This window comes from Chitinophaga pinensis (assembly GCF_007896845.1).
GTDB lineage: Bacteria > Bacteroidota > Bacteroidia > Chitinophagales > Chitinophagaceae > Chitinophaga > Chitinophaga pinensis_C.
The window spans coordinates 30,507-50,972 of sequence record NZ_VOHS01000036.1 but is presented as its reverse complement, the minus strand read 5'-3'; the positions used below and the strand labels follow the sequence as shown (position 1 = coordinate 50,972).

The 20,466-nt window shown below is 43.0% G+C and carries 24 protein-coding genes, 2 tRNA genes and 1 pseudogene; 20 read left to right on the top strand and 7 right to left on the bottom strand.

The annotated features are described in order from the left end of the window. Positions 1-66: 66 nt before the first annotated feature. Positions 67-624 (bottom strand): protease, encoded by a 558-nt coding sequence (locus tag FEF09_RS23900; protein ID WP_146307434.1) that lies wholly within the window; start codon positions 622-624, stop codon positions 67-69. Between the two features lie 138 nt (positions 625-762). Between FEF09_RS23900 and FEF09_RS23895 the strand changes: the two genes are divergently transcribed. From FEF09_RS23895 to FEF09_RS23880, 4 genes are all read left to right on the top strand, one after another. Beyond that, positions 763-1,293 carry a GNAT family N-acetyltransferase gene (locus FEF09_RS23895; protein WP_222597096.1) on the top strand — a complete coding sequence of 177 codons (531 nt, stop codon included), beginning with the start codon at positions 763-765 and terminating at the stop codon, positions 1,291-1,293. A 1-nt stretch (position 1,294) separates the two neighbouring features. Further along, positions 1,295-2,206, top strand: a complete 912-nt coding sequence (locus tag FEF09_RS23890; protein WP_146307433.1) for a hypothetical protein — start codon at positions 1,295-1,297, stop codon at positions 2,204-2,206. Between the two features lie 4 nt (positions 2,207-2,210). Then, positions 2,211-3,029, top strand: coding sequence for an AraC family transcriptional regulator (locus tag FEF09_RS23885; protein ID WP_146307432.1), 819 nt, complete (start codon positions 2,211-2,213; stop codon positions 3,027-3,029). Between the two features lie 155 nt (positions 3,030-3,184). Beyond that, on the top strand, positions 3,185-4,030 hold the full coding sequence (locus FEF09_RS23880; RefSeq protein ID WP_146307431.1) for an SIR2 family NAD-dependent protein deacylase: 846 nt from the start codon (positions 3,185-3,187) through the stop codon (positions 4,028-4,030). Here the strand turns inward: FEF09_RS23880 and FEF09_RS23875 are convergent. Next, on the bottom strand, positions 3,999-6,866 hold the full coding sequence (locus FEF09_RS23875) for an outer membrane beta-barrel protein (protein WP_146307430.1): 2,868 nt from the start codon (positions 6,864-6,866) through the stop codon (positions 3,999-4,001). The genes FEF09_RS23880 and FEF09_RS23875 overlap by 32 nt on opposite strands. A 263-nt stretch (positions 6,867-7,129) precedes the next feature. Between FEF09_RS23875 and FEF09_RS23870 the strand changes: the two genes are divergently transcribed. Continuing rightward, positions 7,130-7,420 carry a hypothetical protein gene (locus FEF09_RS23870; protein WP_146307429.1) on the top strand — a complete coding sequence of 97 codons (291 nt, stop codon included), beginning with the start codon at positions 7,130-7,132 and terminating at the stop codon, positions 7,418-7,420. Positions 7,421-7,500: 80 nt separating this feature from the next. On the opposite strand, the gene FEF09_RS23865 is transcribed toward FEF09_RS23870, so the two are convergent. Next, on the bottom strand, positions 7,501-8,151 hold the full coding sequence (locus FEF09_RS23865) for a DUF1349 domain-containing protein (protein WP_146307428.1): 651 nt from the start codon (positions 8,149-8,151) through the stop codon (positions 7,501-7,503). Positions 8,152-8,265: 114 nt separating this feature from the next. Here FEF09_RS23865 and FEF09_RS23860 point away from each other — a divergent pair, with 114 nt between their 5' ends. From FEF09_RS23860 to FEF09_RS23810, 13 genes and pseudogenes are all read left to right on the top strand, one after another. Then, positions 8,266-9,027 (top strand): response regulator transcription factor, encoded by a 762-nt coding sequence (locus FEF09_RS23860; protein ID WP_146307427.1) that lies wholly within the window; start codon positions 8,266-8,268, stop codon positions 9,025-9,027. Between the two features lie 103 nt (positions 9,028-9,130). Beyond that, positions 9,131-9,637, top strand: a complete 507-nt coding sequence (gene msrA / locus FEF09_RS23855) for a peptide-methionine (S)-S-oxide reductase MsrA (protein ID WP_146307426.1) — start codon at positions 9,131-9,133, stop codon at positions 9,635-9,637. Positions 9,638-9,712: 75 nt separating this feature from the next. After that, the gene (locus FEF09_RS23850) at positions 9,713-10,237 is read left to right on the top strand and encodes a hypothetical protein (protein ID WP_146307425.1); all 525 of its coding nucleotides are present in this window, start codon (positions 9,713-9,715) and stop codon (positions 10,235-10,237) included. 97 nt (positions 10,238-10,334) lie between these two features. Beyond that, entirely contained in the window at positions 10,335-10,610 is a 276-nt protein-coding gene (locus FEF09_RS23845) for a helix-turn-helix domain-containing protein (protein ID WP_146307424.1), read from the top strand. 20 nt (positions 10,611-10,630) lie between these two features. Beyond that, positions 10,631-10,867, top strand: a complete 237-nt coding sequence (locus tag FEF09_RS23840; RefSeq protein WP_146307423.1) for a hypothetical protein — start codon at positions 10,631-10,633, stop codon at positions 10,865-10,867. A gap of 211 nt (positions 10,868-11,078) precedes the next feature. Then, on the top strand, positions 11,079-11,417 hold the full coding sequence (locus FEF09_RS31790; protein ID WP_222597095.1) for a DNA methyltransferase: 339 nt from the start codon (positions 11,079-11,081) through the stop codon (positions 11,415-11,417). Beyond that, a complete protein-coding gene (locus FEF09_RS31785) occupies positions 11,383-11,700 on the top strand; it encodes a hypothetical protein (protein WP_146307422.1) in 318 nt (105 codons plus the stop codon). Before FEF09_RS31790 ends, FEF09_RS31785 begins: the two co-directional genes overlap by 35 nt. After that, a pseudogene (locus FEF09_RS34965) lies at positions 11,586-11,822 on the top strand (hypothetical protein); the annotation flags it as partial. The gene FEF09_RS31785 and the pseudogene FEF09_RS34965, both read left to right, overlap by 115 nt. 87 nt (positions 11,823-11,909) lie before the next feature. Beyond that, entirely contained in the window at positions 11,910-12,158 is a 249-nt protein-coding gene (locus FEF09_RS33555; RefSeq protein ID WP_261387712.1) for a hypothetical protein, read from the top strand. Continuing rightward, positions 12,146-12,364, top strand: a complete 219-nt coding sequence (locus tag FEF09_RS23820) for a hypothetical protein (protein WP_146307421.1) — start codon at positions 12,146-12,148, stop codon at positions 12,362-12,364. Before FEF09_RS33555 ends, FEF09_RS23820 begins: the two co-directional genes overlap by 13 nt. A gap of 178 nt (positions 12,365-12,542) precedes the next feature. After that, entirely contained in the window at positions 12,543-13,451 is a 909-nt protein-coding gene (locus tag FEF09_RS31780; RefSeq protein WP_222597094.1) for a DEAD/DEAH box helicase family protein, read from the top strand. Positions 13,452-13,546: 95 nt separating this feature from the next. After that, positions 13,547-15,184, top strand: a complete 1,638-nt coding sequence (locus FEF09_RS31775; RefSeq protein WP_222597093.1) for a hypothetical protein — start codon at positions 13,547-13,549, stop codon at positions 15,182-15,184. An 86-nt stretch (positions 15,185-15,270) separates the two neighbouring features. Continuing rightward, a complete protein-coding gene (locus FEF09_RS23810; RefSeq protein WP_146307420.1) occupies positions 15,271-15,792 on the top strand; it encodes a hypothetical protein in 522 nt (173 codons plus the stop codon). A 23-nt stretch (positions 15,793-15,815) separates the two neighbouring features. On the opposite strand, the gene FEF09_RS23805 is transcribed toward FEF09_RS23810, so the two are convergent. The 4 genes from FEF09_RS23805 to FEF09_RS23790 all read right to left on the bottom strand — a co-directional run bounded on the left by FEF09_RS23805 (position 15,816) and on the right by FEF09_RS23790 (position 17,741). Next, on the bottom strand, positions 15,816-16,217 hold the full coding sequence (locus FEF09_RS23805) for a hypothetical protein (protein WP_146307419.1): 402 nt from the start codon (positions 16,215-16,217) through the stop codon (positions 15,816-15,818). Next, positions 16,217-17,434 (bottom strand): AAA family ATPase, encoded by a 1,218-nt coding sequence (locus FEF09_RS23800; protein WP_146307418.1) that lies wholly within the window; start codon positions 17,432-17,434, stop codon positions 16,217-16,219. The genes FEF09_RS23805 and FEF09_RS23800 overlap by 1 nt, the downstream gene beginning before the upstream one ends. 80 nt (positions 17,435-17,514) lie before the next feature. Next, positions 17,515-17,588: transfer RNA gene (locus FEF09_RS23795), tRNA-Pro, on the bottom strand. A 79-nt stretch (positions 17,589-17,667) separates the two neighbouring features. Next, positions 17,668-17,741, bottom strand: a tRNA-Pro gene (locus tag FEF09_RS23790). Between the two features lie 185 nt (positions 17,742-17,926). On the opposite strand from FEF09_RS23790, the gene FEF09_RS23785 reads away from it, so the two are divergent. Both FEF09_RS23785 and FEF09_RS23780 read left to right on the top strand, forming a co-directional pair. After that, positions 17,927-19,777 carry a glycoside hydrolase family 2 TIM barrel-domain containing protein gene (locus FEF09_RS23785; RefSeq protein ID WP_146307417.1) on the top strand — a complete coding sequence of 617 codons (1,851 nt, stop codon included), beginning with the start codon at positions 17,927-17,929 and terminating at the stop codon, positions 19,775-19,777. A 47-nt stretch (positions 19,778-19,824) separates the two neighbouring features. Continuing rightward, complete coding sequence (locus tag FEF09_RS23780) at positions 19,825-20,373, top strand: DUF4982 domain-containing protein (protein WP_146307416.1); 549 nt, start codon at positions 19,825-19,827, stop codon at positions 20,371-20,373. The last annotated feature ends 93 nt before the right edge of the window (positions 20,374-20,466 follow it).

Here is a 20,466-nt window from a genome sequence, read left to right as displayed (position 1 = left end):
GTACATGTAAAAAGGGGTGTCCATCATATGATGAACACCCCTTTTGCCTTATATCAGTAAGATGAACTACTCGATAGTTACAGACACTGTGTTTACATTTGTCAGACCGCTGATACCGTCGCCCTGATAAGCAACTTTGTAGGTACCCGGAGCGGAGATCTTGTAACCTTTTGTCAGGTCAATCTCAGCAGATACAGTTCCTTTTGCAGGCACTTTAATGAAAGATTCTGCCGGAGGAGGCATGATTCTTTTTGCCATTACACCCTGATACTGTACAGACTCGCCTTTGCTGTCCTGAATATCGAAGAAGGAATTCAGGAATTTCTCTTCGAATGGCGTGTGCCATTTACAGAACTCAGCTTCCTTATCGGAATTGTTGGTTACTGTAAATTTAACCAGTACAGGTTTGCCTGCTTTTACTTTTTCAGGGGCAGACATTACGGTTGTCAGGGCTGCTGCAGCGCTGGTATCTGCTGCTGGTGTTTCCGCTACAGTAGCAGTCGTATCAGGTGCTACCTGTTGGGTGGTGTCATTCTCCGCACTCTGTGCGTTTTGGGACTGCTGGCAGGCAGTGAATGAGAAAATTGACAGACATGCTGCCATTGTGATAAGCTGGTTTCGCATTTAAAATGAATTATGGGCGAAAATTAAAGGAAATATTCGAATTATTCTTATCATGATGCGTGCTTTATTGTTAAGACTTTATCAATATTGGCAGATTCTTACACCAGAAATCATCATAGGAGGATGCATTTTTGCTGTATGAATGACAATATCACGATAACAGGCATGCATGAAGTATCCTTAAGGGCATTGGAGGCCAGCGATGAGCAGCGGCTAAGTATATTGGCCAACAATCCCAATATTGCCCGTAACTTAAGGAACGTATTTCCCCATCCTTATACACCGGCAGATGCCCAATTCTTTATCAGTAAGGCACAGGAAGGTGCATGGGGATATTGCCGGGCGATACTTTACAGGGAGGAACTGGCAGGCGTTATTAATCTGTTACCGCAAAGTGATGTATACAGACATTCAGCGGAAATTGGTTACTGGCTGGGAGAAGCATACTGGCACAAAGGCATTATGACAGCTGCCATCGGTATGGTATGCAGACATGCTTTTGAGCAATATGGCATCAGCAGAATATTTGCCGGTGTCTTTGCTTATAACAGCTATTCTGCCAGAGCACTGGAGAAAAACGGGTTTATACTGGAAGGGATTAAAAGAAAAGCGGTCCTGAAACAGCACGAACTATCTGACGAACATTTCTATGCTTTACTAAACATATAACATGCAGGCAATTCTGGATAAAATAACGCAGAAAGCAGGCGTCGATCTGGTACAGCTACTGGCAGATCAGCTGACAGGTTCTGAACTGAACTCTCTCTTACTGGAAGTCTTTCAGCGGAAAACGGCACAGATGAAGCCAGCAGATCTCTTGCGTCAGTACAGTACCAACCGTTTCGTTCAACCGGCAGAGGCAGATGTCCTGCAACTGCGCAGTCAGGAACTTCACGCACTGCATGTACTGAAAGAACTTGCATTTGCGCCCATAGCACTATCTCCCGTATCATTATTGGGTACATCGGCGGTATTGGGTACGGTGAACCAGAAAAAGATCATCAGTGCCACCAGAGGCACCGAAGTGTTATCTGATGCGACTAATGCGATGGCTATCCACATTGCCAGTCAGCAAAAACAACACCCGGACCAGCAGACGGTCAAATACTGTACAACCCACAGACATGTGCGTACACCTCCTGTGGAGATAAAGGGATATAGTCCGCATTTCGCCATTGCATGTTGTGTAAGCGCGGGTATGGATACCGGTAGTTATGCCTTTGAAATAAATGCTGTTATCGATCATTTCCATGCAATACAGCGCGTGCTGCGGGAGGTATTTGGCGTGGCCGTCAGTTATTTTAAATTACAACCCAGAACAGGTTATCCACAGCAGGAACACCTGCTGTCTGCAATAACGGAAGCCACCCGCGCACAATTCCCGGTAACGATAGACAAAGATGCTTCACCCAATGCCTACTATCAGGGCATACAGTACAAAGCGATCATTGATCATCAGGGAATGGAAATAGCCATTGCAGACGGCGGGTTTGTCAACTGGACACAACAACTGCTGGAAAATAAAAAAGCACGCTATTTCATATCCGGATTAGGTACAGAATATCTCAGTAAATTACAATAGTATCATGTCGCAGCAAGGACAGTTATTGACAGAAGATGCACAGCAACACTTTTTCAAAATTGCATACCCTGAAGGAATTTTCAGGACGTATGTTGATTATTATTTTGAAATTCAACTGGCTCCGCAGGCGACTACTTTCTATATCAACGGACTTCCATCTGTCAACACTTTAATTGCTTTCAATATTAACTGTCACCCATGGACTTCCGTCAAAGATGGCACTGATACGCCCATTATTCATCAACAGGCAGCGCTTCTCGGGCAGATATCCACATTATATACCGGTGCTTACTGTGGCGGTATGCATACTTTCTTTGTAAAATTAAGATCCGGTATCTCACCCCTGTTATTCAGAGAGGCTGCAGGTTTCTTTGAGAATACGCAGGCGGAGTTCAGCTATCTGTGGAAAGACAATCAGCTGGAAGAACAGATACAATCGGCCTGTAATTTTGAGACACGTATACAGCTGTTCCAACATAGCTTACTTCAAAGAATACACGACCTTCCGCATTTATACAAAGTGGAAAGACTACACCGTATCATGCGTTCGTTTCATACATTGCAATTCAAAGGAGAAAAAGAAATTGAAACCATCTGCAAAAACAACTGGATCAGCTACTCTTCTGCAAGAAGGGATTTCCTGCAATATGTGGGTTTCACGCCTAAATATAGTCAGCAGATCATCCGTTTTAAAAATGCGTTAAAGGCGTATAAAAAAGAAGGCTATCAATTCTATTGTGAGGACTATGGCTATACCGATTTTTCACACTTTGCAAAAGACGCCAGACTGATCACAGGGCGCCCGCCATCTGCTTTAATATAGGATTATCCAACTTAAAAAAGATTTTTGTGAGTTCGTGGCCTTTTTAATAAGTTACTGTATCTTCTCAGAGGGGTACATCTTCCTGATGAAGATTAAACAAAAGAAATATTTATCCTACCTTTCCTTATTGATTGCGCATTTTTAGCCCGAAAACGATGACATATTTAGACCCAACCTTACAGGAGCTCCTTGCCCGCTTCCAGTCTGCATCAAGAAAACTGACCGTATTAACAGGAGCCGGTCTTTCGGCGGATAGCGGTATTCCCACTTTCCGGGATAAAGATGGTTTCTGGACGGTAGGCTCCGAAAATTATACCCCACAGGAAATGGGTACCTATGAAATGTTCTGGCGTAAACCCATGGAAGTATGGAAATGGTTCCTTTACCGCAAGACGCTTTGTTCCAAAGCCGAACCCAACGCAGGACACTTTGCTATTAAACAGCTGGAAGACATTTTTGGCGACCGTTTTCAATTGATCACCCAGAATGTGGATGGCCTGCATACCAGGGCGCTATCTGCGCCGGAAAAGACTTATTTTATCCATGGCACACTGGATAAATCACGCTGTGGAGATGAGTGTAGCAAGGATTTTTACCCTTTTCCTGACATCCATTTTGAAAAGGGACAGGAACTGACAGATGATGACATGGACTTGCTGAAATGCCCTAAATGTGGCAATTATCTGCGTCCGCATGTATTATGGTTTGACGAATACTATGATGAAAAGCACTATAAACTGGACAGTTCTCTCCGTACGGCAAAAGAGACCGGTTTACTCCTGATCGTAGGTACCTCCGGCGCTACGAACCTGCCCAGAAGAATAGTAGAAACGGTACTAAGCAGACAGGGCATGATCATAGACATCAACCCCAACAGTAATTACTTTTCAGAGATCGCAAGAGAGAAGAAGAACGGATATGTGTTGAAGGGCAGCAGCAGCGATATATTACCTGAGTTTGTGGAGTTTTTCAGCTCCCGAACTTCCGTGGAAAATAAGTAAGGGTCAGCATAAAATACTGTCTTAGCACATTGTGGGATTCCTGTGTCAATACATAGTTGTTGCCATAGTTATTGATACTCCTGTTCTGCCCCAGCAGATCCAGTGCAGAAAATTTCAGCTCCAGATTATTACCCGGAAGCAGCCGGTAGGCAGCACTCAGGTTCCAGATGGTGAAAGTAACGGGGTCCGCAGCAGACGATACCACTGAATTGCTGGTAATATTACTGCTGATGGTAAATCTTCTGGTGGGTGTATAACCAACGCTCAGTGAGGTATTGTACTCATAAGAGCTGACACGGGCATCATTGAAGCCACGCTGTTTGGACAGGTAATAACGGGCGTTTTGAGAAAGGTTTAATGCCAGCCTATCCAGATGGATGAAATACACGGTAATTTTATTCCTCAGCTGACTCCCGTATGAAATGTTCATCACATCCTGTTGTTCATCATTCCTGACAAGGTAATTCGGATTACGTGACCTTGCAAAGGAAAGTACCTCTGCTATCTGCAACTGATCGCCATTCCTGAGCCGCAGGGGCTTTTGTACTTCTCCCCGCAATTCAATGTTACGCCGGCCATCCAGATTAATAATTTTGGTAATGGTCGTACCATTTTCATTGATATAGGAACTGCCTGCAAAGAAATTGTCTGTTGTAGTGGCGGTCACTACGAGTCCGTACTCAATGCTACTGCTGTTGTGATTATAGCGGAAATTGAACTCTCTTGTTTCAGCAGGCGTCAGATCCGGATTACCTTCCATCAGGTAGTAGAAATTGGTACTATCTACAATAGGATATAACATATCTACAGTCGCATATTCGAATGAGCGTTTAAAGCCCAGATGATAACTATTACTGAAGCGGTTCAGCTGATCATTTTCATATGATAAACTGACAGAAGGAACAAAACGGTGGTAGTTTCTATCAAATTGCCGGAAGGTATGAGAAGAGGTGTTCTGCTGTATGTAGATCTGCTGCTGCAGATTCAGGTAAACAGAAAGGGATTTCGTATACTTATCTTCCAGCGTACGTTCGAAAGTCCGGGACAGTTTGACAGCGGGATTCTCATTGATCACCCTATATCTGCTGTGATAGGTCAGATAGGGATCGGATATGAAATGCTTTGCTGTAGTGTCATTGTCCAACGCGACATTATCAGCCGATTGTGAGCTATATTCCAATCCATTCTCCACATCGATGTGGATGGTAGACAGAAAATTGTCTCGCCCAAACAGGAGTGGGGCCAGTTTAATCCATGCTGCATCCATACGGTGTATCACATCAGCTCTTGTATTGAGGGCTTTCCGTTCTACGTATTGGTTATCACCGGCATCGGCAAAAGAGGTAAAAATGGATTTACTATATCTGTTATTTTCGTCACGGTTATAATCGATGGAATAAGCCATCGACAAGGATGTATTATTACTGAGATCGTGCGAATACCGTGCATTGATACCCAGATGCGTATTGCGGGCATGACTTTCTGATTCCACGCTGCTGACACTCTGTAAGCCTGTTTTAGTAGACAGGCTGCTGGCATGACTACTGGTGACATTGTCATAGGTGGTGTAGGCCAGTGAAGGTTTTACTGCCAGTTCTATATTCTTTCCGGTACGTAATTCTATCTGGTGGATATTCAACTGATGGTTGATCTGATTATCCTTGACGGTAACCTTACTTTTCTGGATGATTGCGCTGTCGGTACCCAAAGTAGTCAGACTACTGATATCTGTAAGATGATTATTCCTGTCTCTTTTGAGAAAATAATCGGCGCCTACTTCAGAGGGCAGATAGGCTGGTCCACGCCCATCATGTTTAAAGTCGTGATGATAGAATACACCGGCACCGAGCGACTGGTTCAATCCGCCTTTACCGAAATCCGGCTGGTTATCGATATCTCCTTTCAGGCTTCTGAATGCGGTATTCAGTAGCAGGTCGGTAATACCGCCGGCAGTTTTATTCACATTATTGGCGATACCGAACAGTCCCCATTGTGTGCGGGGAGAAAAGAAGTTCATATTCATATTGCTTTCATAGGTCCTGCGGGAGCCATATCCGGCGGAGAGTTCGCCAAAATGTCCCTCGTGCTTGTCCTCTTTCAGCTGGATGTTTATTTCAGGAATGGAATCATGGGGACTGGCCTGTTCGTCTTTCTTCGTCTTCTGATAGACCTGTATCTTCCCGATTGCGTTTTTAGGGATGTTTTGCGTGGCTATAGCAGCCTCATTTCCGAAAAACGGCTTGCCATCCACCAGTACCCGTGATACGGTCTTTCCATTGACTGTAATCGAGCCGTCTGACCACAATACAACACCGGGCAGGCGGATCAGCAGTTCTTCTGCGACGGCGTTTTTATCCAGTGCGAAAGCGTCTGCATTGAACTCGAGCGTATCTCCATTCATGCGTACAGGCGGAGGGGCGGTGACGACCACTTCATTCAGGGCTGTATTTTCCGGTAGCAGGTTGATGTAATGCAGATCGGTTAAGGGCTTATCAGCTTCCAGCTGCAGTGTTTTGGTCCATGTCGCATAGCCGAGGTAGGAGATGACCAGTTTCAGTTTTTGTCTGAGTGGTAGCTTTGGCAGCGAAAATTCGCCTTGTGTATTACTGAGACTAAATGTAAGCAGTTCATTGCTGGCGTTATAGACCGATATACTCGTATTCTTGAGTACATAATTGTGCGTAGAATCAAAGGTAACCCCTGATATACTTCCAACGGACAATGAGTCCTTCTGCTGTGCCTTTACAGACACACACCACACAATCAGCCATATGATCAGCAGATATTTCAGAATGGCTTTCACAGCGGTACAGGAAGTGTATTGTTTAAGTTTCAATTGATTCTCCGGGGGCTACAGCACATATAATGACCCTTATAGTCATTGCCTTGATTTCCACATAGGTTATTAGTCCCTTGCACATTAAGGTACTGCAAAAAATGCTAAGAGCATGTTAATAGATATGAATGACTATTAAACGTTTAGGACAGACAATGTTTTAATGGCTGAGTAAGCGGATAAAAAGCAGTGTATTTCTATCAATTGTTTGTTATCTTTAAAAGGATATACCCCCTATTTGTTAATCGTTAATATGACTACACATGAAAAACTTGAAAGCCCTTCTTTCACTGCCGCTTTTTGCGATGTTATTGCTGTTCAGTTCATTTTCACCAACGCAGGAGCAGAAAGTACAACCTGCCATCGTGAACTATGCCTGGTACACACCTTCCGGTCAGTTTGTAGCCTGGAGTACACTGGCGAACGCTGAGATTGTGAGTGATGCCGATACCAATCCGGTAAATGGCACATTGGTAGCGTTAGGATATACTGATGGCGGGTTTGGAGTACCTCCTTCCGGCACGCTGGTATATCAGTTATACACGCATCCCTAAAAGGAATTGAGAAAAAAATAAGCCGTCCTGCTTTCCGCGGACGGCTTATTTACTCATTATACTGAGTAGCTGATGCCTTATTATTCTGCATGATTTTTCAGCCAGATCACACGACGCTGATCAGGAAGATGTTTCACGGTAAATTCTTCAAATTTAGCTTCGAATCCTTGTCCGTCGGGAGAGGCAGCCATCAGTCCCACCATCACCGGATGGTTATCCTGTAAAGGCGCATTACGTGTCATGATATAGTTCTTATCATCAAATGAATAGTAGAACTCAACGGCATCCAGTTTTCTGATTGCTTTGATCCAGATGAAAGGGGGTACTTTATCGAGCGGCGTCACGCTCCAGTCACTTGTGGTGTGTGTTACAACGGTGCTGACATTGAGTTTACCATCTACGAATTCCACACCGCTCTTGATATAGTTCTGGTGATCCGTTCTGATCATCAGTCCCATCTGGTCAAATCTTGCTTTGTAATTACCTGTCAGTTTTACTTTCACTTCAAACTCACCACCATAGGTTGTGTAATAGAAAGGCGCATCATCCACCGTAAAACCGTAGTGAGAAATACGCCAGTAATCTGTCTGAGGAGTAACAAACATGGTAAATGTTTTATTATTGATCTTCCATTCAGCAGGTTCGTTATACCATTGCATTTTCTCAAGCGTTTGCGCGGAAGCGGCCTGCATACCGGTGATCATGAGCAGCCCTAAAATAATTCTCTTCATTTATTAGATATTATAAGTTTTTGAAAGACAAATAACCATGTTTAATAGTTACCTTTACAAAGGTAGAGTCCCGCCAGATACCGCACAATGGTTAAAAATAACCATACTTTAGAGATGAATGTACTAGAGAAACTCAATACCAATCTGCTGCAACAGAATTTTGCCGGTCAGGATACCGCAGCTGCGCTGGCATATTGCCAGTCGATTGCTGCTATGTATGCCCGCGTTGAAAATGCCATCAGCGTTTTAAGCGATCTGCAGAACAATAAAAGTTACATATATACCGGCAAAATAGCACCTGCTTTGGGCATTGCTGCGAGTCCTGTGATGAAAGAGATCGATTCCATCTGGGAAGGCGAGATCTTTAACAGGATAAAGCCGGATCATCTGCTGGAAAAGCATTTACTCGAACTGAAATTCTTTCATCTGGTCGGGGGTGTGCCGGTCACGGAGCGCTGTGATTATCAGGTGAACAGTTATCTGCAGATGCAGGATGCGAATGGAGAGTACGTGGCTGTTCAGCATCGGATGTTCTATCTGCATAGTAATAGCAATGGTAGTATTAACCTTGCCTTGTGTCTGTACAACTTTGCCGGCAATCCGCAGCTTTCTGACCAATATCAGGGAATGATCGTGAATACCGGTACTGGACAGGTGATCACTACAGATAACAAACGTTTCAGCACGATCCTTTCTTTCCGGGAAAAACAGCTGTTACAGCTGATCAGAAATGGTAAAAGCAGTAAGGAAATAGCCACACAACTGTCGATCAGCGTGAATACCGTCAGCCGGCATCGCCAGAATATCCTTGAGAAACTACATGTAAAGAATTCTATAGAGGCCTGCCGGATCGCTGAGGCGATTGAGCTGTTATAGGGGATTTCCTGACAAAACAGCCCTTTACTGCATCCGTTTCTGCTAAAATGACGGCTAGTGCTATCTGGCACAAAAGATGCGCTTAACAGCCAAAATAGATTATATGTCAATACAAACTGCAATACTCGCCGGTGGTTGTTTTTGGGGTGTAGAAGAGCTCATCCGTGCACTGCCCGGAGTAAGCAAAACTGTAGTAGGTTATACGGGAGGAGAGGTACCCAACGCAACATACCGTAACCATGGTAGTCATGCGGAAGGCATCAAAATTGAGTTTGATCCTAATCTGCTTTCATACCGTAAATTGCTGGAATTCTTCTTCCAGATTCACGACCCGACCACACGCAACAGGCAGGGTAATGATATCGGTACCTCTTACCGTTCCGCTATCTTTTATCTGGATGAAGCGCAACAGCAGACAGCACTCGAGCTGATCAAAGAACTGAATGCTGCCGGTATTTATAAAAATCCTATCGTGACAGAAGTAGTGCCTGCCTCCGATTTCTGGGATGCAGAAGAAGAACATCAGGACTACCTGCAGAAACATCCTTTTGGATACACCTGTCACTTTATCCGTCCGGAATGGCAATTAGCGACTTCAGAAGGTAAATAACCTGACTTTTATATACATTAGAGCCTGTATGGTGTTATTACGACGCTGTACAGGCTTTTTTATTGCTGTTACTTTATGCGCTACGAAATACTCGAATACCTGCCACCATATGGACCTATGCCAGTCGCTATCGCCCGAAGCGGCACTCCTTACTATTCAGCAGGTTTTCCCGTGCGTTTCTTCAAATCGGACGGAACCGACTGGGTAGGGAATTTTGCTCCGGGATCCTCCCGGTTTAATACGGTACTGCCGCTCAGAGATTCAGAGAATGTACTCGTTATTGCAGGCGGGACCTGTTATATCATGCATCCGGATAACACATCTCCCATCAAGATCTTTGGGGAGTATTATGACGGCGCCTTTCCATTGGAAGACGGCCGTATTATCTTACAAGGCACGAGTCGTTTCAGCATTATGGACCCTGATGGCTCCTATTGGGAAACAGGCCGTATTTCCTATTGGAAATTCGTGGATGTGGCTGTCAATGGGCATATCATAACCGGACAGGCGATCTCATTCGATGCCCCTTATGAAGACGAATTCGTCCCTTTTACGTACGATATTGACACCCGGACCCTGACGGGGAAAAGATATAATTGATGAGCCCTAACGCGTACGAGCCCCTTATCCGCTCCCAACAAAATCTCTGTTTAATCGTTATCTTTGGACAATTATTGACAAGTCTAATTTAAGTCCATTGAATACATTGGGTCAAATATTGAGAGAACTCCGGGAAGCGCAGGGATTACTGCTCCGGCAAGTGGCAGCAGTGTTGGAAATGGATACTGCGCTTCTGAGCAAATTTGAGCGGGATGAAAGAAAACCTAATAAAGAACAGGTACTTGCTTTCGCAAAATACTACAATGTAAAGGCCGACGAGCTGCTATTGGCCTGGTTAAGCGATAAGCTGGCCGAAGAAGTGCAGCATGAAGACCTTGCTCAGGAAGCTTTAAAGCAGCCGAAAAAAAGTTGAACTTTTAAAAAGAAGAAAAAATGAACGGAGAGTCATTAAACATACTACAAGAAAGAATAGCAAAACTGAAAGCGGATTTTCCAGAAATTTTCACAGAGGGAAAGATTGATATTGAAAAGTTCAAAGCAACATTTTCGACCGATATTAATACTAATAACGAACGTTATGTAATGAACTGGGCGGGAAAAGTGATGCTTTTAAAGTACTGCAGATCCCTACTACTGCCACACTTAAACCGCAACCCGAAAAATCAGTAAACTTTGATACGACAGACAATATTTTCATCGAGGGAGAAAATCTCGAAGTACTGAAAGTATTGCAGAAAAGCTATTACGGAAAGATCAGGTGCATCGCTATAGATCCACCTTACAATACAGGTAATGATAGTTTTGTCTATCCTGATAGTTTTAAAGAAAGCAAAGCTGAATACGAAAAACGGTCGGTGATAAAGACGAAGAAGGCTATCTGATGAAAGAAGGGATGTTCCGCAAGAACAGCAAGGACAACGGACATTACCACAGCAATTGGCTGAGCATGATGTATCCTCGTCTGTTTCTGGCTAAAAACCTGTTACGTGAAGATGGTGTAATTTTCGTACACATTGATGATAACGAAGTACATAATCTGAGAATGATTATGAATGAAATTTTCGGGGAGGAAAATTATATCACCTCCATCATGTGGAAAAGAAAAAAAGAAATATCCAGCGACTCAAAAAATGTAGCCATTCAGGGAGAATATACTGGCCTACGCCAAGAGCAGTCAGGCAACATTGCAGCCGGAATCTATCTCGCAGGAGTATATTAATAAGAGCTATAATGAACCTACTGATGAATTTCCGGAGGGCAAGTGGAGACCCGTTCCGATTACCGTTTCTAAAGGCTTGAGCGGAGGTGGTTATGAATATGAAGTAACAACTCCTTCCGGTAAAAAGCATAAAAGGTTATTTGCCTATCCGTATGATAGTTACGAAAAATTATTGCAGAAGGAAGAGTCTATTTCGGTAAAAACAATGATGGCATACCTCAAAGAGTTGTATACGATTTTGAAAGCAAAGGACAGCCAACCAGTAACTACTGGGACAATGTAGCTTCAAATAAAGAAGGAAAAAAAGAGGTACTGGATCTTTTTGAGGATAATCTGTTTGATACGCCGAAACCTACAGCTTTAATCATAAGATTGCTAAAGCTTGCGGTAGCAGATGACGATATAATTCTGGATTTCTTCTCCGGGTCTTCATCAACAGCACATGCTGTCATTAAGTTTAATATTGAAACGCATAATAAATGTAAATTCATTATGGTTCAACTTCCTGAACCTTGCGACAACAACAGCGAAGCCTATAAAGCAGGTTATAAAAATATAGCTGATATAAGCAGCGAGCGTATCCGCCGGGTAATAAAAAAAATAGAAGAAGAACGCAGTAATGCACAGGAGCAGGAAGTAATACCTGTTGATCTGGGCTTTAAGTTCTTCAAACTATCTCCCTCCAATTTCAAGATCTGGCGAACAGGCGACATCACGGAAGAAATCTGGTGCAACAGTTAGAGATGTTTACCAATCCGGTACTGGAAGACAGTACGCAGGACAACATGGTGTTTGAATTAATGCTGAAAGCTGGTTATACACTGACCGACAAAGTCGAGAAAACAGGCAACTTTTATAGTATTAAAAATGGCGAGTTACTGATCGCCATAGAAGACATCAATCAGGCAACAGTTGATAACATCATTTCTTTACGCCCAAAAAGGTGATTGCGCTTGATATTCTTTTCAAAGACAATGATCAGTTAAAAACCAATACCGTTCTGCAAATGAAGAATGCAGGCATTGATCTTAAAACAATATAAGCGCAATGTTCACCTGCTATATGCAGAGGATTGCAGGTATTAAAGGCTTTGACAGCATAGCGAACCCTTGAATTGATTAATGAATGAAACTCCATTTTGACAGCAACCAGGAATATCAATTAGACGCCATTAAAGCGATAACCGACATATTTGAAGGACAACCGGTAAGCGGTAGTGACTTTGAGTTTTCGTATTCTTTAGTAGGATCTTTGTTGTCTGAAAACGGCTCAGGAAACCGCCTGCTGTTATCAGAAGAGCAAATTCTCGAAAACGTAAAAAATATACAGCAACGGAATCAGATAAAAGATAGCGTTCAGGATTTACAGGGAATGAACTTTTCCGTAGAGATGGAAACAGGTACCGGAAAAACCTATGTGTATCTGAGGACAATCTACGAGCTTAATAAATTGTATGGCTTCAAAAAGTTCGTGGTAGTTGTGCCTTCTATTGCCATTCGTGAAGGGGTAATTAAAAACCTACAAATCACAAGTGAGCATTTCCAATCGATCTATGACAACGAAACCATCAATTTTGCTATCTATGATAGCAAAAAGTCTTCTAATTTGCGGAGTTTTGCTTCAGTCTCCGCTATCCAGATTCTGGTACTGAATATCGATGCATTTGCTAAAGACGAAAACATTATCAATAAAACCATCGACAGAACAACTGGAAAAAGACCTATCGAATTTATTCAAAGCACCCGCCCAATTGTAATTGTGGATGAACCACAAAACATGGAAACGGAAATCCGTAAAAAAGCGATTGAAAATCTACATCCGCTTTGTACACTCCGATACTCGGCCACACATACCAATCTTTACAATCTGATGTACTCGCTTAATCCTGTAAAGGCTTACGATCTTGGTTTAGTAAAGCAAATAGAAGTGGATTCGGTGGTGAGCGATAACGCCATGAACGATGCATTCGTGCAGGTAGAGAAAATTCAGTCCGTCGGAAAGAATAAAATCGCCGCAAAACTAAAATTGATGTAAATACGCCGAAAGGGGTAGTACGAAAATCTGTAACGGTTGACAGAGATAAATTTGATTTATATAAGCTTTCAGGCGAAAGAGATATTTATCAGGATTTGAAAGTAACGGAGATCGATGTCAGCAATCAGGTTGTTTCACTTTCCAATGGCCAGATGCTTACTATTGGAGAGACACAAGGCGGATTGCACAATGAGGTATTCCGCTATATGATCCAAAAAACCGTTGAAGAGCATTTAAAGAAAGAGAAGTTCTACAAACCGAAAGGTATCAAGGTTTTAACTTTATTCTTTATCGACAAAGTAAAGAACTACCGTGATTATGATGCCAGCGGTAATCCATTGAAAGGGAAATATGCTGAATGGTTTGAAGAAATCTATCAACACGAAATACGGAAACCAGCCTTTTCCGGTTTAATTCCTTATGCCGCAGATGAAATTCACAACGGTTATTTTTCACAGGACAATAAAGGCAAAATAAAGGATACAGGTGGCGAAACACAAGCTGATGATGATACCTATAAGCTCATCATGCAGGATAAAGAGAAGCTGCTTGATATAAATACGCCATTACGTTTTATCTTCAGCCATTCCGCACTCCGTGAAGGCTGGGATAACCCCAATGTGTTTCAAATCTGTACACTCAATGAAACCAGATCTGAAATAAAAAAACGACAGGAAATCGGAAGGGGTTTACGCTTATGTGTTGACCAGAATGGCCAAAGAATACATGACCGGAACACCAATAAACTGACTGTAATTGCAAATGAAAGCTATGAAGACTTTGCGAAAGCTTTACAGAAGGAAATAGAGGAAGATTGCGGTGTAAACTTTGCAAACCGTATTAAAAATAAAGCAGAACGCAAGAAAGTCAACTATAGAAAGGGATTTGAAGTTGATACTAAGTTTTTGCAGATATGGGACAAGATCCGGTATCGCACCCAATACAATGTCTCCTATCAAACACCCGTCTTAATAGAACAAGCAGGCAAAGCTGTAAAGGAAATGCCTGCAACTGTTAAACCGACAGTGAGAAGCACCAAACTGAAAGTTCTGCTAACTGATGAAGGGGTTTCAGGACAACTTCTGAGCAATAGTGCATTGGACGATGAGGGAAGCAAAATCGAAATTCCTGATATACTGGCTTACATACAAAGTAAAACAGAACTGACACGAGACACTATATTACAGATCCTGAAGGAATCCGGGCGGATAAATGAGGTGCTTATCAACCCTCAGATGTTTATGGATAATGCAACAAGTGCTATAAAAGGTGTCTTGTATGACTTAATGATTGACGGCATTAAATATGAGAAGATCGGTGGTAAAATTTATGAAACGGCATTATTTGATGATGACGGTTTTGAAGTTTATCTTGACAACTTCACATATACTGTAAATGCACAGGAAAAGACCATTTATGAGCAATACATTCCGCTTGACAGTCATGTAGAAAGTCAGTTTGCGCAAGATTGCGAGACAAGCGAGAATATCGAATTTTATTTCAAGTTGCCAAACTGGTTCAAAATACCAACGCCAATAGGAAACTACAATCCCGATTGGGCAGTAGTATTTAAAGATGAAAAGAAAATATATTTTGTTGCAGAAACAAAAAGCGAAGGGCAGGAGTTACTAAAAAGCGAAAAACAAAAAATCAAATGTGGCAAAGAACACTTTGCTGTGCTTGATGAAGTAGTGTATAAGCAGGTGTCAAAAGTAACGGAGCTTGCTCAATAATAACGTATAACTATTCTGCCCATCAAACGATCATTCAGCCTGAGTGGATATGATATCCCCTCAGGCTTTTTACTTATTTTTAAATCATGCGGTATAAAATTTTAGACGCCCTGCCTGTATATGGCCCTATGCCTGTTGCGATACCTGATACTTTCTATTCCGTGGGGTTTCCGGTGCAATTTTTCAAATCTGATGGTACTGACTGGGTAGCTAACTTTGCTCCCGGTGAGACGGATTTTAATGGTATATATCCATTGCTGCAGTCGGAGCATGTTTTAGTCATCTCAGGAGGAACCGGCTATGTCATGCATCCGGACAGGGAAACAGTAATTGAATTATGCGGATGTGATGTTGAAAATCTATTTATACTGGAAGATGGGAGAATGGTGTTACAAGAGAGAATGTCATTAACTGTAATCGAAGTGGATGGAACGTGTTGGGACACGGAGCGTATTTCATGGAGCGGAATGAAAGATTTACATGTTCATGGAAACGTGGTGTCAGGATTGGCTGTGGCGTATGATGGTAATTATGATGAGCACTGGGTGGAGTTTAGGTATGATGTTGATAAAAGAGAGCTGGCAGGAGGAGGGTATGATTGGGAGTAACCTTTATGCTATGCATTACACGCTTAATAGCTATCTGTATAAGGACTAGACTTGATCACTAATCTGGAATTATAGTTTCGCCTAAACTCCCGGGCAAATTCTTGTATTTCAGTTGATGCTAATGGGCTTCTTGTGCAAATAATATAACAAACCCTTTGTTGCTCCTTGTTTTTAGTACCAAGTTTATTTATAGTCTGCTTCAATTGCTTAATCGCATGATGCAGATCCTGCCCCTTTAATTCTATGTAAAATTCAATCTCTTTAGCCAAATGCAGGTAATCACATCTTAATCCCTCATTTATTTCACAACCATCAACATGAATTTTAACAGACTCAACCTCATCTCTATTTTTTAAAATGAGTTTGCTTCTTTGTTCTTCGAAAGTAAAAATCTTATTCTTTGACGTTAACCTACAATTTTTCATCAAAACTCGATATCTAAAAGTTTTCCAAATTCAATTGCAATATCGTTTGAAATACCGTCTAATATTGTTTGAGTGATGAGATTAGTTTCCTGATCTATGAGATCGTCTTTTTTACCGTTATTTATAGAATATGCAGTTAACAGCCCAGATTTCAATTGCTCTTCTTCATGTACAATCTCTGCAATTTGTTTTGCTTTTTCAGGCATTAATTCTGATATTCTCCCAGCTTCCAATAAATTATTAAAAGAGGATAATATATAGGGACTATGAGTAGTCACAAATATCTGAAAACGATGCTCACTATTGTTAAAAAGCCTCGCCAACAACTGTGTAATCGCCTTTTGTGCATCAGGGAATAAATGGGCCTCAGGTTCTTCGATGTATATGGTAGCGTCTCTATACATTCCGTAATATAATACCCATAAAAAAACAATCAATGGCAGTGTTTCCTGTTGTCCGGAAGAAGTACTCGACAAGATAACCTTACGATGATCTTTATGTACGAGGAAATCTTCATCATCCTCTCTTAGATAATCACCATTTAATATATCCGCAATAATTTCATCAAAAGAGTTATCCTTACCCTTAATTTGTTCGTGCTTATATACACGTTTAAAGTCCTCATATGTAGCTCCAAATTCAATTAGAAAAGGATCCAGTGGACTCTGGGCCTTTAATAAAAAGAAAATATTACTTTGAATATTTGCAAAGAAACTTCTACCCGCAGGTATGAAAAGTTGATTGTATGACAAATATTCATGGATATGTATTTTGATTAATTCGCTGACTCTTTCAACCGATGCGCTAATTTTGCCAAGACTTTTCAGATTGGTAACTTCTTCTTTATACGCAGCTTTTATTTTGCTGATTGCACTTTTTAAATACTCCGAATAATAGAATTGAATCTCACCTTCTTTTTTCTCCAGATTAAGTTGGACCTCATCAAGAGAATAGGTGATTTTAAAATCGCCTTCAGGCCAGGTATGCCGGGGAAAGAATACAACAAACCTATCTCTTTGTATTCTATCCAGATCTTCTGTTGATTCTTCTAAAATTATATTCCTTGCCAACTCCTGAAAGAAATTCCTGAAGAAGTAGTGAAATTTTACTGTTACACTCTTCCCAACTCCCTGTGGACCAATAAGAATATTGATAGACTTAAACTCAAAGTCCAACTCTTTAATCCCTGCGAAATTTTGGATACTGATTTTTTCCATACTCTGGATTATACGAAACCAAATATACCTGAAAAACAAAAAAGGAGACCAATTACTTGATCTCCTTTTTCCTTTCCGGGTCGGGGCGGCAGGATTCGAACCTGCGACCTCCTGCTCCCAAAGCAGGCGCGATACCGGGCTACGCTACGCCCCGAAATTCTCACTTTTCAAAACACACAGCCCTCTACAAAATAAAAAAGGATAACATTGCTGTTATCCTTTTCCTTTTTCAGTCGGGGCGGCAGGATTCGAACCTGCGACCTCCTGCTCCCAAAGCAGGCGCGATACCGGGCTACGCTACGCCCCGAGACCCGACTAAACATCTTTGCTTTGTTGCCATCGCTTTCGATGTTTGGGATTGCAAAGGTATACAGTTTTTTCATTTAGCCAAAAAACTTTCAGAAAAATTATCAGATTTTTTGAAATAACTTTCGGCCATGCTTCCCGGCAAATAGCCGAAATGCTTGCTGACAAAGAAAAAGATCAAATTTCATGCGTCTGAAAAAATTTTTGCTGATGGGTAGCCTTTTGCTCTCTTTAGCTGCCTATGGACAAACAAAAAAACTGCCACTACTCCGTGAGCAGTTACTCGATGATAACTGGCTTTTTAAAAAGGATAGTCTGCCGGGAGCAGAAAAACCTGACTTCCCGGAAACCGGCTGGAGAACCTTGCACCTGCCACATGACTGGGCGATAGAAGATCTCCCCGGACAAAACGACAGCACCATTATCGGACCTTTCTACAAATACAGCCCTGCACAGGAGCACGGTGCTTATGTCGTAGGTGGAACCGGCTGGTACCGGAAGTCGTTTGCTTTGCCGGCTATTCCCGCCGGACAAACCATCGCTATCCGGTTTGAGGGCGTTTACATGGACAGTGATGTCTGGATCAACGGACATCATCTTGGTAACCACCCTTATGGGTATACGCCCTTTACCTATGACCTGACACCCTACCTGACAGCACCGGGTAAAAAGAACGTACTGGCTGTCAGAGTGAAAAACGAAGGCATCAATTCCCGCTGGTACACCGGCGCCGGTATTTACCGCCACGTACATCTGGAAGTGCTACCGGCAGATCAGCTGGTCAGGGAAGCTACCTTCATCACTTTTCCGGAAGCAGGAAAAAGTAAAGCCATCGTGCAGGTATCAGCGGCAGTGGTCAGTCAGCACAGCGCCGGCAGAATAGTCGAGATCAGTCTGAGAGATAGCAGTGGTCAGGTCGTTGCTACTGCCGCGCAGTCTGTTCAGACAAAAGCAAAAGACACTGTCACCTTCATAAAGCAGCTTACGGTGCTGAATCCGGCACTCTGGTCTCCTTCCAGACCCTATCTCTATACAACCGAAATCAGGCTCTCTGACACCGTTAAAACCGCCAAAGAAAAGGTATTAGATGCGTTGAGTTACCCTACCGGTATCCGCCGCATCAGTATCACTGCAGCCAAAGGGTTCCTGCTCAATGGAGAAAGGATATTGCTGAAAGGTGGTTGCCTGCATCACGATAACGGCCTTCTGGGCGCAGCTGCCTTTGACCGGGCAGAAGAACGGAAAGTAGCACTAATGAAAGCAAACGGATTTAATGCGATCCGCACCAGTCACAATCCCCCATCTGAAAAATTTCTCGAAGCCTGTGACCGTCTGGGTATGCTGGTCATCGACGAACTGTTTGACATGTGGACAGAACAAAAACATCCGCAGGATTACCACCGTTTCTTTGCTCAATGGTGGCAACAGGACCTGCGCAGCGTTTTGTTGCGCGATCGGAACCACCCTTCCGTTATCATGTGGAGCATTGGCAATGAAATTCCGGAAAGGGCTGATAAGGAAGGACTGGCCATTACCCGGGAGATGATCCGGGCAGTACACCGGTATGATACCACCCGCGCTATCACAGAAGCAGTACCCGAATTCTGGGAACGTCCCTATCAGTGGCAGGCCGCAGATCCGGTATTTGCCCTGCTGGATGTGGCAGGTTATAATTACCAGTGGAAAAACTACGCACTCGACGAAAGACGTGTACCCGGCCGCGTAATTGTCGGTACAGAAACACTGCCGGCTGACCTCTACGATACCTGGAATCAGGTGCAGGGACTGCCATTTGTCATCGGTGACTTTGTATGGACTGCTATGGATTATCTTGGCGAAGCCGGTATCGGACATTCCACCTATACCGGTACTGGTCAGGGCAGACGCACCTTCCCATGGATCAATGCTTTTTGTGGCGATATAGACCTCATCGGCAATAAAAAACCACAGTCCTTTTATCGGGATGTAGTCTGGCGGAATAGTCCGGTAGAGATACTCGTACATACACCTGTTCCAGAAGGCAAAAAGGAAAAGTAAGTCGCTGGGGATGGCCGGATGAATCCGACTCATGGACCTGGCGGGGTATGAACGGAAAAAACATGCAGGTCAGGGTCTTTACACGCGCCAGCAAAATCGACCTGATTCTCAATGATTTCAGGGTAGCGACAAAAGAAGTGTCTGACAGCACACCGCTGACCGTCACCTTTGATGTACCTTACGCACCGGGCCAATTAACGGCGTTTGCCTATGATGCCAAAGGCAATGAAGTCGGCGTCAGATCTATTGCAACCGCTAACAACCCTGTAGCCATCAGACTGACTGCTGACCAACGGGAAATTACCGCCGGTAACGGCTCACTCGCCTATGTGCAGGTGGAAATTATTGATGATCAGGGTAGAGCAGTACCCGACGCAAATCTGCCCCTACAAATCAGCATCACCGGAAATGGTTCCCTCGCCGCTGCGGGTAATGCCTGTCCGGATTGTCCCGCAAGCTTCCAACAACATGCAATAAATAGCTACAAAGGGCATGCATTGGTCATTTTAAGAGCTAATGAGCACCCGGGCAATATTAGAATCGAGGTAAAAAGCAAAGGGCTAAAAACGGCTAAAATTGAGCTTAAAACGAAATAGGAAATTTCCTTTTCTGTGAATAACAGATCCCCGGTTTATATTTTATCTTTCATTTACCTAAGCAGCATCAGAGCCTTATCGAAACGCAGTGTA